Origin of the sequence: Amycolatopsis mediterranei, assembly GCF_026017845.1 — a bacterium.
Classification (GTDB): domain Bacteria; phylum Actinomycetota; class Actinomycetes; order Mycobacteriales; family Pseudonocardiaceae; genus Amycolatopsis; species Amycolatopsis mediterranei.
This window is the reverse complement of the sequence record NZ_CP100416.1, coordinates 8,662,198-8,678,191: the sequence shown is the minus strand read 5'-3', so window position 1 is coordinate 8,678,191 and position 15,994 is coordinate 8,662,198. Positions and strand designations below refer to the sequence as shown.

The following is a 15,994-nucleotide window of genomic DNA, read 5'->3' as shown; positions in this document are numbered from 1 at the left end:
CCCGAGTCGTCAAACGCGCAATCTCCAAATACGTCGCCAGCACCGCCAAAGGACGCCACCGCGGCCCCAGCCACCCCACCACGATCACCATCGAGATAGAAGCAACCTTGACAACCCAGCCACCGGCCTAACTGAACGGCTTTGGGGCTAGCGGAGGGTTTCCGCCAGCACCTCGCGGTGCGTCTGCTTCGCCGCGAAGTACTTCTCACGGCCGGCCTCGGTGATCGTGACGAAGATGCCGCGCCGGTCCACCTCGCACAGCGCGCGCTCGACCAGGCCCTCCTTCTCCAGGCGGGCGACCAGCCGGGACGTGGCGCTCTGGCTGAGGTGGATGGCGCCGGTGAGGTCGGCCGAGCGGCACTTGAAGTCGCAGGTGGCGAGCCGCTCGAGGGCCTCGAACTCGTTCGCGCCGATGCCGTGGCGCTCCTGCAGGCGGCACTCCAGCGTGCTGAACACGGCCGAGTAGCGGGCCAGCAGCTCGTGCCACTCCTGGACCAGTTGTTTCTCGGCGACGTCGCTCACGGCGACCAACTTAGCATGCACGGACATCAGATGCAAACACATTAAATGCTTGGACATTAGATGCGTGTGCATGTAATGTCACCGCCATGAGTTCTTCCGTGTCCTTGTCCACCACCTCGACCCGGTGGGACGCACGTCTCTGGGGTGTCCTGCTCACCGTCTCGATCGTCATCGGCCTCGACGCGCTCGACGTGTCGATGGTCGGGGTCGCGCTCCCGGCCATCCAGGCCGACCTCGGCCTGTCCACCAACGCGCTGCAATGGGTCGTCAGCGGTTACGTGCTCGGTTACGGCGGCCTGCTGCTGCTCGGCGGCCGCACCGCCGACCTGCTCGGCCGCCGCCGCGTGTTCCTCGTCGCCGTCGCGATCTTCGCACTGGCCTCGCTGCTCGGCGGCCTCGTCGACGACGGCGCGCTGCTCATCGCGAGCCGGTTCATCAAGGGCCTGGCCGCCGCGTTCACGGCGCCGGCCGCACTGTCCATCATCACCACGACGTTCCAGGAGGGCCCGGCCCGCAACAAGGCGATCAGCATCTTCGCCGTGTTCGGCGCCAGCGGCTACTCCGCCGGTCTCGTGTTCTCCGGCCTGCTGACCGAGGTGGGCTGGCGCTGGACGTTCCTGCTGCCCGCGCCGATCGCCCTGGTGGCACTGGTCGCGGCGTGGAAGCTGATCCCGTCGTACCAGCGGGAAGAGGGCCGCGGCTACGACTTCCCGGGCGCCATCACCGGCGCCGCCGGTTCGCTGCTGCTGGTGTTCGGCGTGGTGGAGGCGCCGGAGGTCGGCTGGGCCGCGCCGCGCACGCTGATCACGTTCGCCGTCGCGCTCGCCCTGCTGGTGACGTTCGTGGTCATCGAGAAGCGCAGCCGCCACCCGTTGCTGCGGCTGGGCATCCTGAAGTCCGGCCCGCTGGCCCGCGCCAACCTCGGCGGCGCGCTGTTCTTCGGCGCGTACATCGGCTTCCAGTTCGTCGTGATGCTGTACCTGCAGCGAGTGCTGGGCTGGTCCGCGCTGCAGACGGCGCTGGGCTTCCTGCCGGCGGCGCTGATCGTGGCGTTCGGTTCCCCGCGCATCGAGCCGCTGATCGACCGGCTGGGCACGCCGCGCACGATCTTCGCGGGCGTGGTCGCGCACGTCATCGGCTACGCGCTGTTCCTGCGCATCGACGAGCACTCGGGCTACGCGGGCAGCGTGCTGCCCAGCATGATCCTGCTCGGCATCGGCTTCACGCTGGCGTTCTCGTCGCTCAACATCCAGGCCACGGCGGGCGTCTCGGACAACGAGCAGGGCCTGGCCGGCGGTCTGCTCAACACGTCACTGCAGGTGGGCGGGGCGATCGGCCTGGCGGTGGTGACGGCGGTCCTGACCGCCAACGGCGGCCGTGAAGCGTCACCGGCGGCCCTGCTGACCGGGCTGACACCGGCGTTGACCGTGGTCACCGGGATCGCGGTGCTGGGCCTGCTGGTCGCGGCGAGCGGTCTGGTGGCCCGGAAGCGGACCGTCGAGGAGCCGGTCGTCGAGGAGGAGTTGCTCGCTCTCGCCGACTGAGCCGGCTGATCGGGAAACGCGGAAGGACCACCATCGTCGGGGATGGTGGTCCTTCCGCGTCGCTCCGGCGCCGGAATTCGTCGGTGCCCTCCGGGAGCGTGGAAAACGGGGGCTGCTCAGACCGGGACGGCCACCGCTCGCCGCGGCCCGTGGAAGCGCAGGGCCGCCACCGCGGTCAGCGCGATCCCCGCTGCCGCCAACAACACCGCCGTACGCAGACCGTCCACTGTGGCCACTCGAAGGGCCTCGCCCGGCAGCCCGTGCGTGCCCGCGTTGGCCACCGCGACGAACACCGCCAAGCCCACCGAGCCGCCGACCTGCTGGGCCGTCGACGCCACCCCGGACGCCACCCCCTGGTCGGCCGCCGGGATCCCGGCCGCCGCCGCGCCGAACATCAGCGTGTAGCCCGCGCCCTGGCCCAGGCCCAGCACCACCAGGGCCGGTACCAGCGCCAGGTAGGACGCCTCCAGCGTCATCGACAGCCCCAGGACCACCGCGCCGGCGCCGCCGACGACCAGGGAAGCCACCAGCGTCGCGCGGGTTCCGCAGCGGGTCGCCAGCCGGCCCGCGGCCTGGGAGCCGGCCGCGATCGCCACCATCGGCACGCCGAAGGCCAGTCCCGTCGCCAGTGCGCCGTAGCCGTGCACGCCCTGGAAGTACCCGGTCAGGAAGTACAGCAGCGTGCCGAACGTGCCCATGTACAGGAACGTCACCACCACGCCGGTGCCGAGGTTGCGGTCCCGCAGCAGCCGCGGCGGCAGCAGCGGGTCGCGGCTCCGGCGTTCGATCGCGGCGAACGCGGCCAGCAGCGCGAGCCCCGCCGTCGCCGTGCCGAGCACCACGGCCGACGTCCAGCCCAGCTCCGGGCCTTCGACCAGGGCGAACACCACCAGCGTCGTGCCGAGTGTCGCGGTCAGCGCGCCGGCGAGGTCGAACCGGCGGCCGGGCTCCCGGGCCGGATCCCTGGCCGGCAGCGGAAAGGCGAGCACCGCGGCGGCCGCGGCCAGCGGGACGTTCACGAAGAACACCGCCGCCCAGCCGAACGCCTGCGTCAGCACCCCGCCCAGCAGCGAGCCGAGGATCATGCCGCTGCCGCCCGCCGTGCCCCACACCGCGAACGCGCGGTTGCGTTCGCGGCCGGCCGCGAAGGAAGTGCTGACCAGCGTCATCGTCGCCGGGAAGAGCAGCGCGCCGCCCAGGCCCTGGCCGGCGCGGGCCGCGACGAGCAGGCCGGGGTCTCCGGCCAGCCCGCCGGCCAGCGACGAACCCGCGTAGAGCGCACACCCCAGTGCGAAGACCCGGCGCGGGCCGAACAGGTCGCAGGCCCGCCCGCCCAGCAGGAGCGCCCCGCCGAAGGCCACGGCGTAGGCGCTCACCACCCACTGCAGGCTCTGGGCGCCGAACCCGAGGGCACGGCCGATGTCCGGCAGGGCCACGTACACGATGTTGTAGTCGAGGGAGATGATCAGCTGCGCGAAGGCCAGCAGGGCCAGCACCGCGCCCGGGCGGCGGCTCATCGCGCCACTCGCTCGTCCGTGCCCGGCACCTTCGCGCCTGCGATGGCGATGCGGTTCCACGTGTTGATCGTGAAGATCAGCGCGAGTAGCTGGGCCAGTTCTTCCTCGCCGAACTGCTCGAGCGCCCCGGCGTAGACGTCGTCGGGGACGCCACCTTCGTGGATGAGCGTGACCGCTTCGGTCAGCGCCAGCGCGGCGCGCTCCTTCTCGCTGAAGAAGTGCCCGGCCTCGTGCCACACGGCGACCATGTGCAGCCGCTCCTCGCTTTCGCCGGCCTTGCGGGCGTCGGAGGTGTGCATGTGCAGGCAGTACGCGCAGCGGTTGAGCTGCGACGCGCGGATCTGGACCAGCTCGACCAGTGCGGGGTCGAGCCCGGCGCGGGCGGCGGCGTCGAAGCCGATCAGGGCCTTGAAGGCCTTCGGGGCGGTCTTGGCGAAGTTGATGCGGGAGTTCGTCATGACCAGAAATCTAGGGCCGGTTTGACCTCCGTATAGGGTGCACTTCCGTGGCAAAAGAGTGGGTCAATTCGGGGGAGCGGCTCGGCGCCGACCTGCACCTGGAGCTGACCGGACCCGGCGGCAAGCGCGCCGCGCTGATCACCGCCCTGCGGGACGCCGTCCGCGCCGGGCGGCTCGCTCCGGGCACCCGGCTGCCGCCCTACCGGTCGCTGGCCGCCGACCTCGGCCTGGCCCGCAACACCGTCGCCGACGCCTACGCCGAACTGGTCGCCGAAGGCTGGCTCACCGCCGTCCAGGGCTCCGGCACCCGCGTCGCCGAGCGCGCCGAGCCCCTCAAGCCGGTCCGGGCGCCGGCTCGGAAGCCACCGGCGTCGAACCCGGCGTACCACCTCCGCCAGGGGCAGCCGGACGCGACGTCGTTCCCGCGCACCGAATGGCTCGCCGCCGCGCGCCGCGCGCTGAACGTGGCCCCGCACGACGCCTTCGGCCCCGGCGACCCGCGCGGCCGCCCGGAGCTGCGGGAGGCGCTGGCCCAGTACCTCGCGCGGGCCCGTGGCGTGCGGACGTCACCGGAGCGGATCGTCGTGTGCTCGGGGTTCGCCCACGCCCTGCGGCTGCTGTTCCCGGCCGTGTTGCGGGGACCGCTCGCCGTCGAGTCCTACGGGCTCGCGTTCCACCGGTCGATCTTCGCCACCGCCGGCGTGCCGACGATCCCGCTGGCCCTGGACGAACACGGCGCGCGCGTCGAAGACCTCGACGTCCCGTCGGTGCTGCTGACGCCCGCGCACCAGTTCCCGACCGGCGGCCCGCTGCACCACGACCGCCGCACCGCGGTCGTCGGGCACGTCCGCGCGACCGGCGGCGTGCTCATCGAGGACGACTACGACGGGGAATTCCGCTACGACCGCAAGCCGGTCGGCGCGGTCCAGGGCCTCGACCCCGAGCACGTCGTCTACGCCGGTTCGGTCAGCAAGAGCCTCTCGCCCGCGGTGCGCCTGGGCTGGCTGGTGCTCCCCGCGCACCTCGTCGACCCGGTGCTCGCGGTGAAGGGCGAGCGCGAGGCGTGGGCGGGTGTGCTCGATCAGCTGACCCTGGCCGAGTTCCTGACGTCGGGCGCGTACGACCGGCACATCCGCCGGATGCGCCAGCGCTACCGCCACCGCCGCGACCAGCTGGTGACGGCGCTCGCCGAGCGGGCACCGCACGTGACACCCACGGGCATCGCCGCCGGCCTGCACGCCGTCCTGCGGCTTCCGCCGGGCACCGAGAAGGCCGCGCTGAAGGCCGCGGCCTGGCAGGGCCTGGCGCTGGACGGGCTGGCGGCCTTCCGCCACCCGGACAGCACGATGTCCACAATGGACGGATTGGTCGTCGGCTACGCGACGCCACCGGAACACGCTTACCCGGCGGCCCTCGACGCGCTGTGCCGCGCGCTGCCGCCGGCGTGAGGACTACCCGACGATGTCGATCTCGAAGGGCTCGGCCGCGCTGTAGTTGATGTCGGCCCACAGCGCACCCGGCAGGTCGTAGCGCCGGTGCGAAGTCAGCTTCGAGTCGTACCCGCCCGTCTGGGTGGGGTTGTGGCCGATGCCCTGGTGGTCGCTGCCCCAGGCGTAGATGTCGCCCACCCACATCGGGTTCGCGAAGCCGTCGCCGCCGAGGCGCGGGCGGATCACGACCGCCGCGGCGGGGCTGCCGGACAGGAACACCCGCACCGCGTTCTCCGCGGCGTTCGGCGGGGTGACGGTGATGCGTTCCATGATCTCCACTCCACTCGCAGGGCCGTCCACTCCGGGCCAGTAGTCGGCGACGGACGACAGGTCGTAGCCCGGGGCGACGTTCCCGCGGTACTGCTTGGCGATCGCGCCGGCGGGGATGGCGGGATCGCCGTCGTAGCGGGCGATCCAGTAGTGCGGCTCGGCGACGCCGGCGGCGGAGAACGCCGCCCGCACCGACGGCCAGGTCGAAAGGTTGCAGTAGACCGTCGGGTCGGCGCCCGCCGCGCGGCGCATCCGGACCCAGCCCGGCGCCTCGGCCGGGGTGGCGTCGCCGGGCTCGACGTCGAGGACGTGCCCGTCGTTCGTGCCGGCCTTCTTGACGATGGTGACCTTGACCGCGTGGGGGAACCGCGCCCAGTCCGCCGGCGTCCAGGGGGCCAGCTTGATCCGGTCGATGTAGCCCGCGACCATCCGGGCGTCCGCGGGGATGTTCGCGGCCGTCACCGCGTCGTACATCGTGCGCACGGGTTCGGCCTCCGTTCGGTGCCGTATCGCCGGGGAAAGGACGGCGAAATCGTTTTCACGGGCCGTCATCGTGCAATTACCCGCGTGGGACGGTCGTCAAGCGGAAAGCGCGACACCGCAGCGTGAATCACCAAAACGGCTGCACGTGGGCCGCCCTTCACCGCAGGCTCACGCGCCGATGGTGACGTTCTGCTTCCGGTACTGGCTTCCCGCTCACCCGGCTGGCAAGCTGCCAGCACCTCACGAGGGAAGGACGTGCATTGGCGGCACACCCGGCGCGGGCCCGGCGGATCGACGCTCGGGTCGTCGTCCTGAGCGCGCTGCTCGTGGTCGCGCTGCTCGCATGGGCCGGGTTCGACTACCTGAGGAACCGGCTGGCCGGCAGCGGCTGCGACACCACCACCCCGGTGCACGTCACGGCCGCGCCGGACATCGCGCCGGTGCTGACCGCGCTCGCCCGGACCGTCCCGGAGCGGGACTGCTACTCCGTGGAGGTCACCGCGAGCCCGTCGACGGCCACCGCGACGGCGCTGGAGGCCAACGGCGCGAACGGCCCCGACGTCTGGGTGCCGGAGTCGAGCACCTGGCTGCTGCAGGCCCGCGACGGCGGCGCGTGGAACCTCCCCGAGTCCGGCCAGCCGGTGGCGAGCTCGCCGGTGGTGCTCGCGCTGACCGACGACGTCGCGAAGCAGGCCGGCTGGCCGGGGAAGTCGCCGTCGTGGTCGGACGTGCTCGCCGGGAGCCCGGTCGGGCTGCCCGATCCGGGCCGGGACCCGGCCGCCATCGGCGCGCTGATCGGCCTGCAGCAGGTGACCAAGGACGCGCCCGACCCGGCCGCGGCCTTCACCGAGGAGATCCGCAAGCTCTCGGCGGTGAAGCAGCCGTTCACCGCGTGGCCGGCGTCGGAGCAATCGGTGCTGGCCCGCAAGCTCGTCGCCGCCTACCCCGCTGCCGGCGTGCCGAGCTTCGACTACCCGTACGTCGTGCTGCCGCGGGCCTCGGAGGCCTCGCGCTCGGCGGCCGAGCGGTTCCTGCGGCTGCTGCTCGACCAGACCGCGACCAAGGCGTTCGCGGACGGCGGGTTCCGGACGCCGTCCGGGCAGCTGCTCGGCGACCGGCCGCGCGACACCCGCACGAACGCCGCCCCGCGCCCGGCCGGGCCGCCCACGCCCGAAGCGATGTACGGGGTGCTCCAGGCGTGGGCCGGGGCGAACCTCAGCGCCCGCGTCCAGGTGCTGCTCGACGTCTCCGGCTCGATGGCCGCCACCGTGCCCGGCACCGGCCGCAGCCGGATGGCGCTCACGCTCGAAGCCGCGACGCAGGGGCTCGGGCTGTTCAAGCCGACGACCGAGATCGGCCTCTGGCTGTTCTCGACCAAGCTGGACGGGCCCAAGGACTACAAGGAACTGCTGCCGATGCGGCCGATCTCCCAGCAGCTCGCCGCGGGCGGGGTGGCGACACTGCAGGCGGTCAAGCCGAAGCCCGGCGGCGCGACCGGGCTGTACGACTCGATCCTCGCCGCCTACCAGAACGCCCGGCAGAGCTGGCAGCTCGGCCGGATCAACGTCGTCGTCGTGCTCACCGACGGCCGCAACGAGGACGACGACTCGATCGGGCTGCCCGGCCTGCTCGCCGAGCTCGGCCGGCTGCAGGACCCGCGGAAACCGCTGCCCGTGATCGGGATCGGCATCGGCCCGGACATCGACGCGAGCGAGCTGCGCCAGGTGTCGGCCGCGACCGGCGGCGAGTCCTTCACCACGCCCGACCCGCGCAAGATCTCCGACGTCTTCTACCAGGCACTGAGCAAGCTCATGTGCCAGCCGCCCGCCTGCAAGAAGTGAGGACGCCCGTGTTGGTGCAGATCGAAAAGCCCGCGCCCCGGGTGGCGCGAAGACCGTCCGCGCTGGTCCTGGCGGCGTTCGTCGCCGGGGTCGTGCCGTTCGCGCTGCACACGTGGGCGGCGCTGCACGGGAACTTCGCCCAGGACGACTTCGTCATGACCTACCGGGCCGCCTTCGCCGGGCCGTTCGACCTCGGCTACCTCTTCCAGGACTACCACGGGCACCTGATGCCCGGCGGGTTCTTCCTCGCGGCCGTGATGACGTGGTGGGCGCCGCTGAACTTCCCGCTCATGGTGGCGCCGCTGCTGCTGATGCGGGCGGTCGCGACGGTGCTGTTCTGGTGCCTGCTGGTGCGCTGTTTCGGCCGTCGCTGGGCGATCCTGGTGCCGTTCACCGTGTTCACGGCCTCGACGTTGCTGCTGGTCCCGCCGCTGTGGTGGGCTTACGGTTCCCAGGTCGTCCCGGTGGTGCTGGCGGCCGCCGGCGCCTTGTACTGGCACGTCCGCTACCTGCGCGAAGGTGGCCGCTGGTGGATCGGCACGTTCGCCTGGACGCTCTTCGGGCTCGCGTTCTACGAGAAGGCCGCGGTGGTCCCGGTGCTGCTGGCCGCGGTGACCGTCCTGCTCGGACAGTCCTTCCGCGACCGGTGGCGCTACTGGGCGGGACACGCGGTGCTGCTGCTCGCGTTCGTCGCGGGCTACCTCGCGCTGACGTCGAGCCAGGTGACCCCCGGCGGTCCGCCGATGACCGCCGGCACCGTCGCCGACCTGACCGGCCGGATGCTCGGCGACACCTTCCTGCCGGGGCTGGCCGGCGGGCCGTGGTCGGGGCCCGGCCCGGGCGCGACCTGGGCGCCTTCGCCGTTCGCGGTCGTGGTCCTGCTGCTCGTCGCGGCCCTGGCGCTGCTGGTGGCCGGCGTGCGCGTGGGTGGCCGCCGGGCCTGGCGGGCGTGGGCGCTGCTCGGGCTGCTGTTCGCGGTGGACGTCGGGCTGCTGGCCCTGACGCGGCTGCGCGAAGTCGGCCCGGCCGCCGGTGACGACCCGCGGTACCTCGCCGAGCTGGCGTTCACGGCCGCCCTGTGCGGAGCTTTCGCTTTCCTGACGCCGGACGGGATGGGGCCATCCGGCGGTACGCGTGAACGGCCGATCGCGCTGATCGTGTGCGTGCTTCTGCTCGCCAGTTCGGTGGTCGGTTTTTCCCGGCTTTCCCCGGCGATGCGGTTCGACCATTCCGGGCAATACCTCGCCAATGTGCGCGCGGCCGTCGCGGAGGATCCGGATCTGGTTTTCTACGACAACTTCGTGCCGTCCGATGTCGTCCACGAGTGGTTCGGTGCGGATTCGCAGGCGTCCCGGGTCGTCGGCCTGGTGCCCGGTACGCACTTCGACCAGCCGACGAACCGGATGCACCTGCTCGACGCGACCGGCACGCCCCACCTGATCACCGGGGTGGCCGCGGAGTCCCGCGGCGTGCCGGGGCCGCTGCCGGACTGCGGGTACACGGTCGGCGAAACACCGCTGAGCGTCCCGCTCGACACCCCGCTGCTCGGCCGGCACCTGCTGAAGATCGACTACTACACCTCCGACGGCGGTGAAGGGCTGGTCGACCGGACGCCGGTGTGGTTCCAGCCCGGGCTGCACTCGCTGTACCTGCCGGTGGACGGCCTGTTCGACCACATCGGCGTGCGGCTGTCGAGCCCGGGCGTACCCGTGTGCGTCCCGCGGATCGAGGTCGGGAAGCCGGTGACTCAGTAAGGGTCGTACGGGCTGTCGTGCCCGGCCAGCCGGGCCAGCGGCCACAACCGCAGCCGCAGCAGCACCTTGATCCCGACGTTGCGCGCGAACCACGGCAGCTGCGCCAGCAGGCGCAGGCGGTCTGCCGTGGACGGTGGCGCCAGCCGGAACCGCGCCAGCGACGTGGTGCGGTCCAAATAGCGGTACCGCCGTCCGAAGAGGACTTTCGCGATCGTGCCGAGCGTGACGCCGATGGAGGAAAAACAGTCGTGGACCAGGATTTCCGCCCCCGGCGGCAGGTGCGCCGACCAGCGCAGGTCGTCGGTGTAGGTCCAGTAGTCGTGCTTGCCGTCGATGTAAAGCAGCTGTATGGCCCGATCCCAGTCAGGGCGCAGTTTCGTGCTGTAACCGGCGACGAGCTCGACGACGTCGTCGAGCCCGGCCCGCCGGATGTTGCGCTCGAAGAGCTGGCGCGTCGGCGATCCGCCGAACAACCGGCCGTCCACGAAGGGGTCGACGGCGATCACCGTGGCCCCGACCGTGCGGGCGGCGGCGCCGAGGATGATCGTGGATCTGCCCTGGTGGCTGCCGATTTCCAGGATGACGTCACCCTTTTCGAGGCGGCACGCGGCCTGCCACAGCGCCTCGCCCTGCGCGCGCGTCATCCAGCCCTTGACCGGCTCGGCCAAAGCCCACGCGTCGGCGAAATCTTCCGTGCTCAGTTCGGTAGTGATGGCGCACCTGCCCAGGGAAGTCGGGGGCCGGGGAAAATCGTCGGCACATGGTAGCCAGGTTTCGGCTTAGTATCTACCGGATGGTAACCAGCACCCGCGAACGGACCCGGGACGACGCTCCGCCCGTGGAGCGCGGCCGGAAGTTCTCGGTGGGCGCGTTCCTCCGCCGTCCGAGCACCTGGATCGTGCTGGCCCTGACCACGTTGTCATTCCTGCAGATGCCGGGGAAGACGACGTTCGACACCAAGCTGGACCTCGCCGTCGACCCGCTCGCCTTCCTCGGGCGCGCCCTGCACCTGTGGAACCCCCAGGCCACCGCGGGGGAACTGCAGAACCAGGCCTACGGCTACCTGTTCCCGATGGGCCCGTTCTTCGCGCTGTGCCAGGCCGCCGGCGTGCCCGCGTGGATCGCGCAACGGCTGTGGGGCGCGGTCCTGCTGTCGGCCGCGTTCGGCGGCGCCCTGCTGCTGGCGCGGGCGATGAAGATCGGCACCGAGCGCACGCGGCTGATCGGCGCGCTCGGATACGCGCTCGCGCCGCGCATGCTGACCGAAATCGGCGGTCTGTCCGCGGAGATGCTGCCCGCGGTGCTGCTGCCCTGGGTGCTGGTGCCGCTGGTGCGGGCCGGGGCGATCGGCTCGCCGCGGCGAGCCGCCGGGCTGTCCGCGCTGGCCGTGCTGTGCATGGGCGGCGTCAACGGCGCGATGGTCGTGATGGCGCTCGTCCTGCCGGGACTGTGGCTGCTGACCCGCCGCTGGACGCGGGCGCACGTCGAGCTCGTGTTGTGGTGGTTCGTCTTCGTGATCGGTGCGACGCTGTGGTGGATCCTGCCGCTGCTGCTGCTCGGCGAATACAGCCTGCCGTTCCTGGACTACATCGAGTCCGCGACGAACACGACCGCGCCGATGTCGCTGTTCGAGGTGCTGCGCGGGACCAACCAGTGGGTCGCCTACGTCGTGCAGGGCACGCCGTGGTGGCCGGGTGGCTGGTCGCTGATCGACAACCCGGTGCTGATGCTCGCGACCGGGCTCGTCGCCGGCGTCGGCCTGTTCGGGCTGACCCGGCGCGGCCTGCCGGAGCGGCGGTTCCTCGTGCTCGGCGTGGTGACCGGGCTGACCCTGCTGACCATCGGCTACGTCGGCTCGCTCGACAGCCCGCTGGCCGAACAGGTCCGGCACCTGCTCGACGGGCCGCTCGCGCCGCTGCGCAACGTGCACAAGTTCGAGCCGGTGCTGCGGCTGCCGCTGATGCTGGCGTTCGCGCACGGCATCGCGAGCCCGGCCCGGGTGACGTCCGCGCGCCGGTTCCTGCGCCCGGCGCTGGGCCTGCTGCTGGTGCTGGTGATGGCGGCACCGGCGTGGCTGCTGAACCTGCGGTCCGGCCCGGGCTGGGACGCGGTGCCCGGCTACTGGTACGACGCTTTCGCCTACGTCGGCAAGGCCGATCCGAACGCGCGGACGCTGCTGCTGCCGGCCACCGGCTTCGGCGAGTACGACTGGGGCCGCACCGTCGACGAGCCCGCGCAGGCGATCGCGCGGAGCCCGTGGGCGGTCCGCAACCAGGTGCCGCTGGGCTCGGAAGGGAACACGCGGCTGATGGACTCCGTGGACGCGGCGCTCGCCGACGGCCGCGGCGACCCCGGGCTGGCCGCGCTGCTCGCCCGGTCCGGGTACCGGTTCCTGCTGCTGCGCAACGACATCGACCGGGAACGGAACACCGCGCCGCCCATCGCGACGCTGCGCGCCGGGCTGGCCGGGTCGCCGGACATCGTCAAGGCCGCGGAGTTCGGCCCGCTCGAGGTCTACGAAGTGCGGAAGCCGGTGCCGCTGGCCACCGCGACGTCCACCACGGACGTCCCCACCGTGAGCGGGGGTCCGGAGAACCTGCTGCCCCTGATGGACTCGGGTCAGCTCGACCCGGCGACGCCCACCGTGCTCACCGGCGACGGCGGCTCGCCCGGCGGCCCGCGGCTGGTGACCGACGGCCTGCGCCGGGCCGAGCGGAACGTCGGCGGCGTCCGCGACAACCTCAGCCAGACCCTGACCGCCGGCGAGGCCTACCGCCAGCAGCGCGCGGCGGGCGACCTGCTGCCGTTCCCGGGCCAGGAGCACCAGACCGTGGCCGCCTACCGGGGGATCCGCTCGGTGACGGCGTCGACGGCGGCGTCGTTCGCCGACGCCTTCGGCGGGTCCGATCCGTCGCACCAGCCGTTCGCCGCGATCGACGGCGATCCGCGCACCGCGTGGCACTCGTCGTCGTTCACCGGGCCGATCGGCCAGTGGCTCGAGGTGGAGCTGGACACCCCGCGGCTGGTGAACTCGGTCGAGCTGCAGATGGTCGACGACCTGCGGGTGGGCTGGCCGGCCACCCGGATCCGGATCACGACCGACAACGGCTCGGTCGAGCAGCCGGTGATCCGCGGCGCCGGGCCGCACGAGTACTCCGTCGCCGGCGGCGTCACCCGCACGGTGCGGATCACGCTGCTGTCGCTGGTGGTCGGGCGGCAGGACGGGAACGTCGGTATCGCGGAGCTGAAGATCCCGGACACCGAGCCGCAGCGCGCCCTGGAAGTGCCCGCGGACCTGCCGACCGGGCCGGCACCCGGGTTCGCGTTCACGCGCGGCCAGCAGCCCCGGTACGCGTGCCTGCCGCTGGGTGCCGCCGTGCAGTGCACCGCCGCCGCGGCCCGTGACGGCGAGGAACCCGACGGGATCCGGCGGTTGTTCAGCACCCCGGCCGAGCAGACGTACCTGGTCGGCGGCACCGTGCTGCCGGCGGGCGGCGGGCGCAACCCGGTGTCGCTGCCCGGTGTGACCGTGGCGTCGACGTCCCAGCTGGCCGGCGACCCGGCGGCCGCCGGGTTCGCGGCCGTGGACGGCGATCCGGGCACGACGTGGCGCCCGGACATCACCGATCTGCGGCCGGCGCTGACGCTCGGGTGGACGTCGCCGAAGCGGATTTCGGGGCTGCACATCGAGGTTTCGCCGTCGAGCGGGGCCCGGGCGCCGCGGCAGGTGGAGCTGACCGGCCGGACGGGGACGCGCTCGGTGCAGCTCGACGCGGGCGGGTCCGCGTCCTTCGAGCCCCTGGACACCGACCAGCTGCAGATCACGCTGCCGGGCGACGACGACGATCCCGCGGCGCGCGCGGTGGTGGGCATCGGCAGCCTGGCGCTGTCCGGGAGCGACGGCCTGCTCCCGGCGCCGGACCCGGCGTTCACGGTGCCGTGCGGCTCGGGCCCGAACGTCCACCTCGACGGGCTCGACTACCGGACGTCGGTGCAGGGCAAGCTGTCCGACATCACCGCGCACCGGCCCCTGTCCCTGGGGATGTGCCGGGATTCGGAGGGCGGCATCGCGCTGCCGGCGGGCGGGCACGAGCTGCGGACGGACCGGTCGGAGTCGTTCGTGGTCCAGGACCTGTGGCTGCGCCCGTCCGCGACGGTTGCGCCGCCGGTGCACCGCGCGGTCCAGGTGGGCAGCTGGGACGCGGCGTCGCGGTCGGTGACGGTGGGGCCGGGCGCGGAGGCGGTGCTGGCGGTCCCGGAGAACGCCAACGCGGGCTGGACGGCCACTTTGGACGGTCAGCAGCTGACCCGCACCCGCGTGGACGGCTGGCAGCAGGCGTGGATCGTCCCGGCGGGCGGGGGCGGGGTGGTGTCGCTGTCGTTCACCCCGGACGCGCACTACCGGCTGAGCCTGCTGGTCGGCGCGGCGGCGGTGCTGGCGCTGCTGGTGGGCGTGGCGTGGCCGGCGCGCCGTCGCCGGTTCACGATCTCGGCGGGCGGCGCTTGGACACCGGTGGTGCTGATCGGGCTGCTGGTCGCGCTGGGCGGGATGCTGCCGGTGGTGCTGCTGATCGCGTGCCTGCTGGCCCGCCAGTTCTCGGAGCGCGCACCGAGGTTCCTGGCCTTCGGCGGCATGGCGGTGGCGGCGGGCGTATCGGTGACGGGCCGCGTCCTGGGCCACGGCCAGGACTGGGCGTACGGCCCGGTGACCCAGGCAGCGTTGTTGCTGGCCGCGGCGGCGATGGTGGCCACGTGCGTGGACTGGTTCGTCCGCAAGGAAAACCCCACCGAGCCCACCCCCTGACCCGCCGGTCCTCCCGGCACGCATGCAGTGAATGACTCATTCCTGGCGTCCGACGCCAGGAATGAGTCATTCATTGCGGTGGGGATTCACTGCGTCGGGGCCGGAGCTCCAGGAGGGCGCCGGCCGCGGCCAACGCGCCGGCGGTGCACGCCGCCGCCGTGACCACCTGGGTGGGTGAACCGTGCAGCCACGTCGTGATCAGCAGTGCCTCCACGCCGACCGCCGACCACATCAGCACCGTCACGCGGCGGTCGCCGTCCGCCAAGCGGGCGTACAGCAGGATCTGGACCAGCGCCAGCATCGAGCCCGCCAGCGCGAACGGCCACACCGGCATCGTGCTCCCCGTGTACTTGGCGCCGCCGATCACCGCGAGCAGCGAAGGCCCCAGCACCAGCGAAACCAGCAACACCAGAGCGTCCAGGCAGCCGCACACGGCCAGCGCCACCGGCAGCACCCGGCGGCGGCGGTCGGAGACGGCGAACCGCGGCAGGACCAGCACCCCCACCGCCTGCGGCAGCCAGTACGCGATCTTCGTGACGATCGCCCCCAGCGCGTACTCACCCGCCTGCGAAGACGGCAGCGTGTGGCGGGCCAGCACCAGGTCCAGGTTCACCAGCAGCACCAGCGCCAGCATCGCCTGCGCCGTGTGCAGCACCTCGCCGCCGTGGCGGTCGGCCCAGCGGGGACGCGGGCGGCCGCAGATCTGCCAGCCCGCGACGACCACCGCCAGCGAACCGATCGCCGTCCCGGCCAGCGCCCCGGTCGGGGACCCCGAAATCACCAGCCCGGCCAGCGATCCGCCGACCTTGCCCACCCCCTCCAGCGCGATCAGGCCGGAAAGCACGGCGAACCGGTGGCTGCCCTGCAGGAGACCGTGGAACACCCCCAGCAGCGTCAACGGCCCGAGCGCCGCCGTCACCAGCAGCGCCGGGGCCAGCGATCCCAGGTGCAGCAGGAGCACCAGCAACGGGCTCAGCGTCAACGCCGTCGTCGCGACGATCGCGCTCGTCACCAGGCCGAGCGCGAACAGCGAACCCTGGGACAGCGACGGCGAGCGCGCCACCCGCAGTGCCACCACCGTCTGCAGGCCCATCGCCGGGACGACGCCGATCACCAGCACCGCCAGCAGCGAGCTCAGCTCGCCGAACGCGCCGGGCGCGAGGATCCGCGCGGCCGCCAGGCTCAGCACGTAACTGGCCGCGTTGTTGCCCGCGAGCGCGAGCGAGACGAGGATCGCCGCGACCCGGTTGCCGGTCCGGGCCGGGACTTCGGTGTCTACGCTCAACGGCGGGCTCCCATTACCGGCGGGTA

General features: G+C 72.7%; 11 protein-coding genes. 5 read left to right on the top strand and 6 right to left on the bottom strand.

Annotated elements, in window-relative coordinates:
• Positions 1-147 precede the first annotated feature (147 nt).
• Entirely contained in the window at positions 148-522 is a 375-nt protein-coding gene (locus ISP_RS39040) for a MarR family winged helix-turn-helix transcriptional regulator (RefSeq protein WP_013229301.1), read from the bottom strand.
• 86 nt (positions 523-608) lie between these two features.
• Here ISP_RS39040 and ISP_RS39035 point away from each other — a divergent pair, with 86 nt between their 5' ends.
• Positions 609-2,066: an MFS transporter gene (locus ISP_RS39035; protein ID WP_013229300.1), complete on the top strand. Its 1,458-nt coding sequence runs from the start codon at positions 609-611 to the stop codon at positions 2,064-2,066.
• 116 nt (positions 2,067-2,182) lie between these two features.
• On the opposite strand, the gene ISP_RS39030 is transcribed toward ISP_RS39035, so the two are convergent.
• On the bottom strand, positions 2,183-3,583 hold the full coding sequence (locus ISP_RS39030) for an MFS transporter (protein ID WP_013229299.1): 1,401 nt from the start codon (positions 3,581-3,583) through the stop codon (positions 2,183-2,185).
• Positions 3,580-4,041 carry a carboxymuconolactone decarboxylase family protein gene (locus tag ISP_RS39025; RefSeq protein WP_013229298.1) on the bottom strand — a complete coding sequence of 154 codons (462 nt, stop codon included), beginning with the start codon at positions 4,039-4,041 and terminating at the stop codon, positions 3,580-3,582. The genes ISP_RS39030 and ISP_RS39025 overlap by 4 nt, the downstream gene beginning before the upstream one ends.
• Before the next feature lie 47 nt (positions 4,042-4,088).
• Here ISP_RS39025 and pdxR point away from each other — a divergent pair, with 47 nt between their 5' ends.
• Positions 4,089-5,489 carry a MocR-like pyridoxine biosynthesis transcription factor PdxR gene (pdxR, locus tag ISP_RS39020; protein WP_013229297.1) on the top strand — a complete coding sequence of 467 codons (1,401 nt, stop codon included), beginning with the start codon at positions 4,089-4,091 and terminating at the stop codon, positions 5,487-5,489.
• Between the two features lie 3 nt (positions 5,490-5,492).
• On the opposite strand, the gene ISP_RS39015 is transcribed toward pdxR, so the two are convergent.
• A complete protein-coding gene (locus ISP_RS39015) occupies positions 5,493-6,284 on the bottom strand; it encodes a glycoside hydrolase family 25 domain-containing protein (protein ID WP_013229296.1) in 792 nt (263 codons plus the stop codon).
• Positions 6,285-6,544: 260 nt separating this feature from the next.
• Between ISP_RS39015 and ISP_RS39010 the strand changes: the two genes are divergently transcribed.
• Positions 6,545-8,125, top strand: coding sequence for a substrate-binding and VWA domain-containing protein (locus ISP_RS39010; protein WP_013229295.1), 1,581 nt, complete (start codon positions 6,545-6,547; stop codon positions 8,123-8,125).
• An 11-nt stretch (positions 8,126-8,136) separates the two neighbouring features.
• Positions 8,137-9,879 (top strand): glycosyltransferase family protein, encoded by a 1,743-nt coding sequence (locus ISP_RS39005; RefSeq protein ID WP_013229294.1) that lies wholly within the window; start codon positions 8,137-8,139, stop codon positions 9,877-9,879.
• On the opposite strand, the gene ISP_RS39000 is transcribed toward ISP_RS39005, so the two are convergent.
• Entirely contained in the window at positions 9,873-10,547 is a 675-nt protein-coding gene (locus tag ISP_RS39000) for a class I SAM-dependent methyltransferase (RefSeq protein ID WP_013229293.1), read from the bottom strand. The genes ISP_RS39005 and ISP_RS39000 overlap by 7 nt on opposite strands.
• 125 nt (positions 10,548-10,672) lie before the next feature.
• Between ISP_RS39000 and ISP_RS38995 the strand changes: the two genes are divergently transcribed.
• On the top strand, positions 10,673-14,683 hold the full coding sequence (locus tag ISP_RS38995) for an alpha-(1->3)-arabinofuranosyltransferase (protein ID WP_013229292.1): 4,011 nt from the start codon (positions 10,673-10,675) through the stop codon (positions 14,681-14,683).
• A 70-nt stretch (positions 14,684-14,753) separates the two neighbouring features.
• On the opposite strand, the gene ISP_RS38990 is transcribed toward ISP_RS38995, so the two are convergent.
• A complete protein-coding gene (locus ISP_RS38990) occupies positions 14,754-15,968 on the bottom strand; it encodes a lipopolysaccharide biosynthesis protein (protein ID WP_013229291.1) in 1,215 nt (404 codons plus the stop codon).
• Positions 15,969-15,994: the final 26 nt, after the last annotated feature.

Bases quoted from the DNA above. Each gene is read 5' to 3' on its own strand.
- ISP_RS38995 (WP_013229292.1), top strand. From the start codon at position 10,673: ATGGTAACCAGCACCCGCGAACGGACCCGGGACGACGCTCCGCCCGTG.
- ISP_RS39030 (WP_013229299.1), bottom strand. From the start codon at position 3,583: ATGAGCCGCCGCCCGGGCGCGGTGCTGGCCCTGCTGGCCTTCGCGCAG.
- ISP_RS39035 (WP_013229300.1), top strand. From the start codon at position 609: ATGAGTTCTTCCGTGTCCTTGTCCACCACCTCGACCCGGTGGGACGCA.
- ISP_RS39025 (WP_013229298.1), bottom strand. From the start codon at position 4,041: ATGACGAACTCCCGCATCAACTTCGCCAAGACCGCCCCGAAGGCCTTC.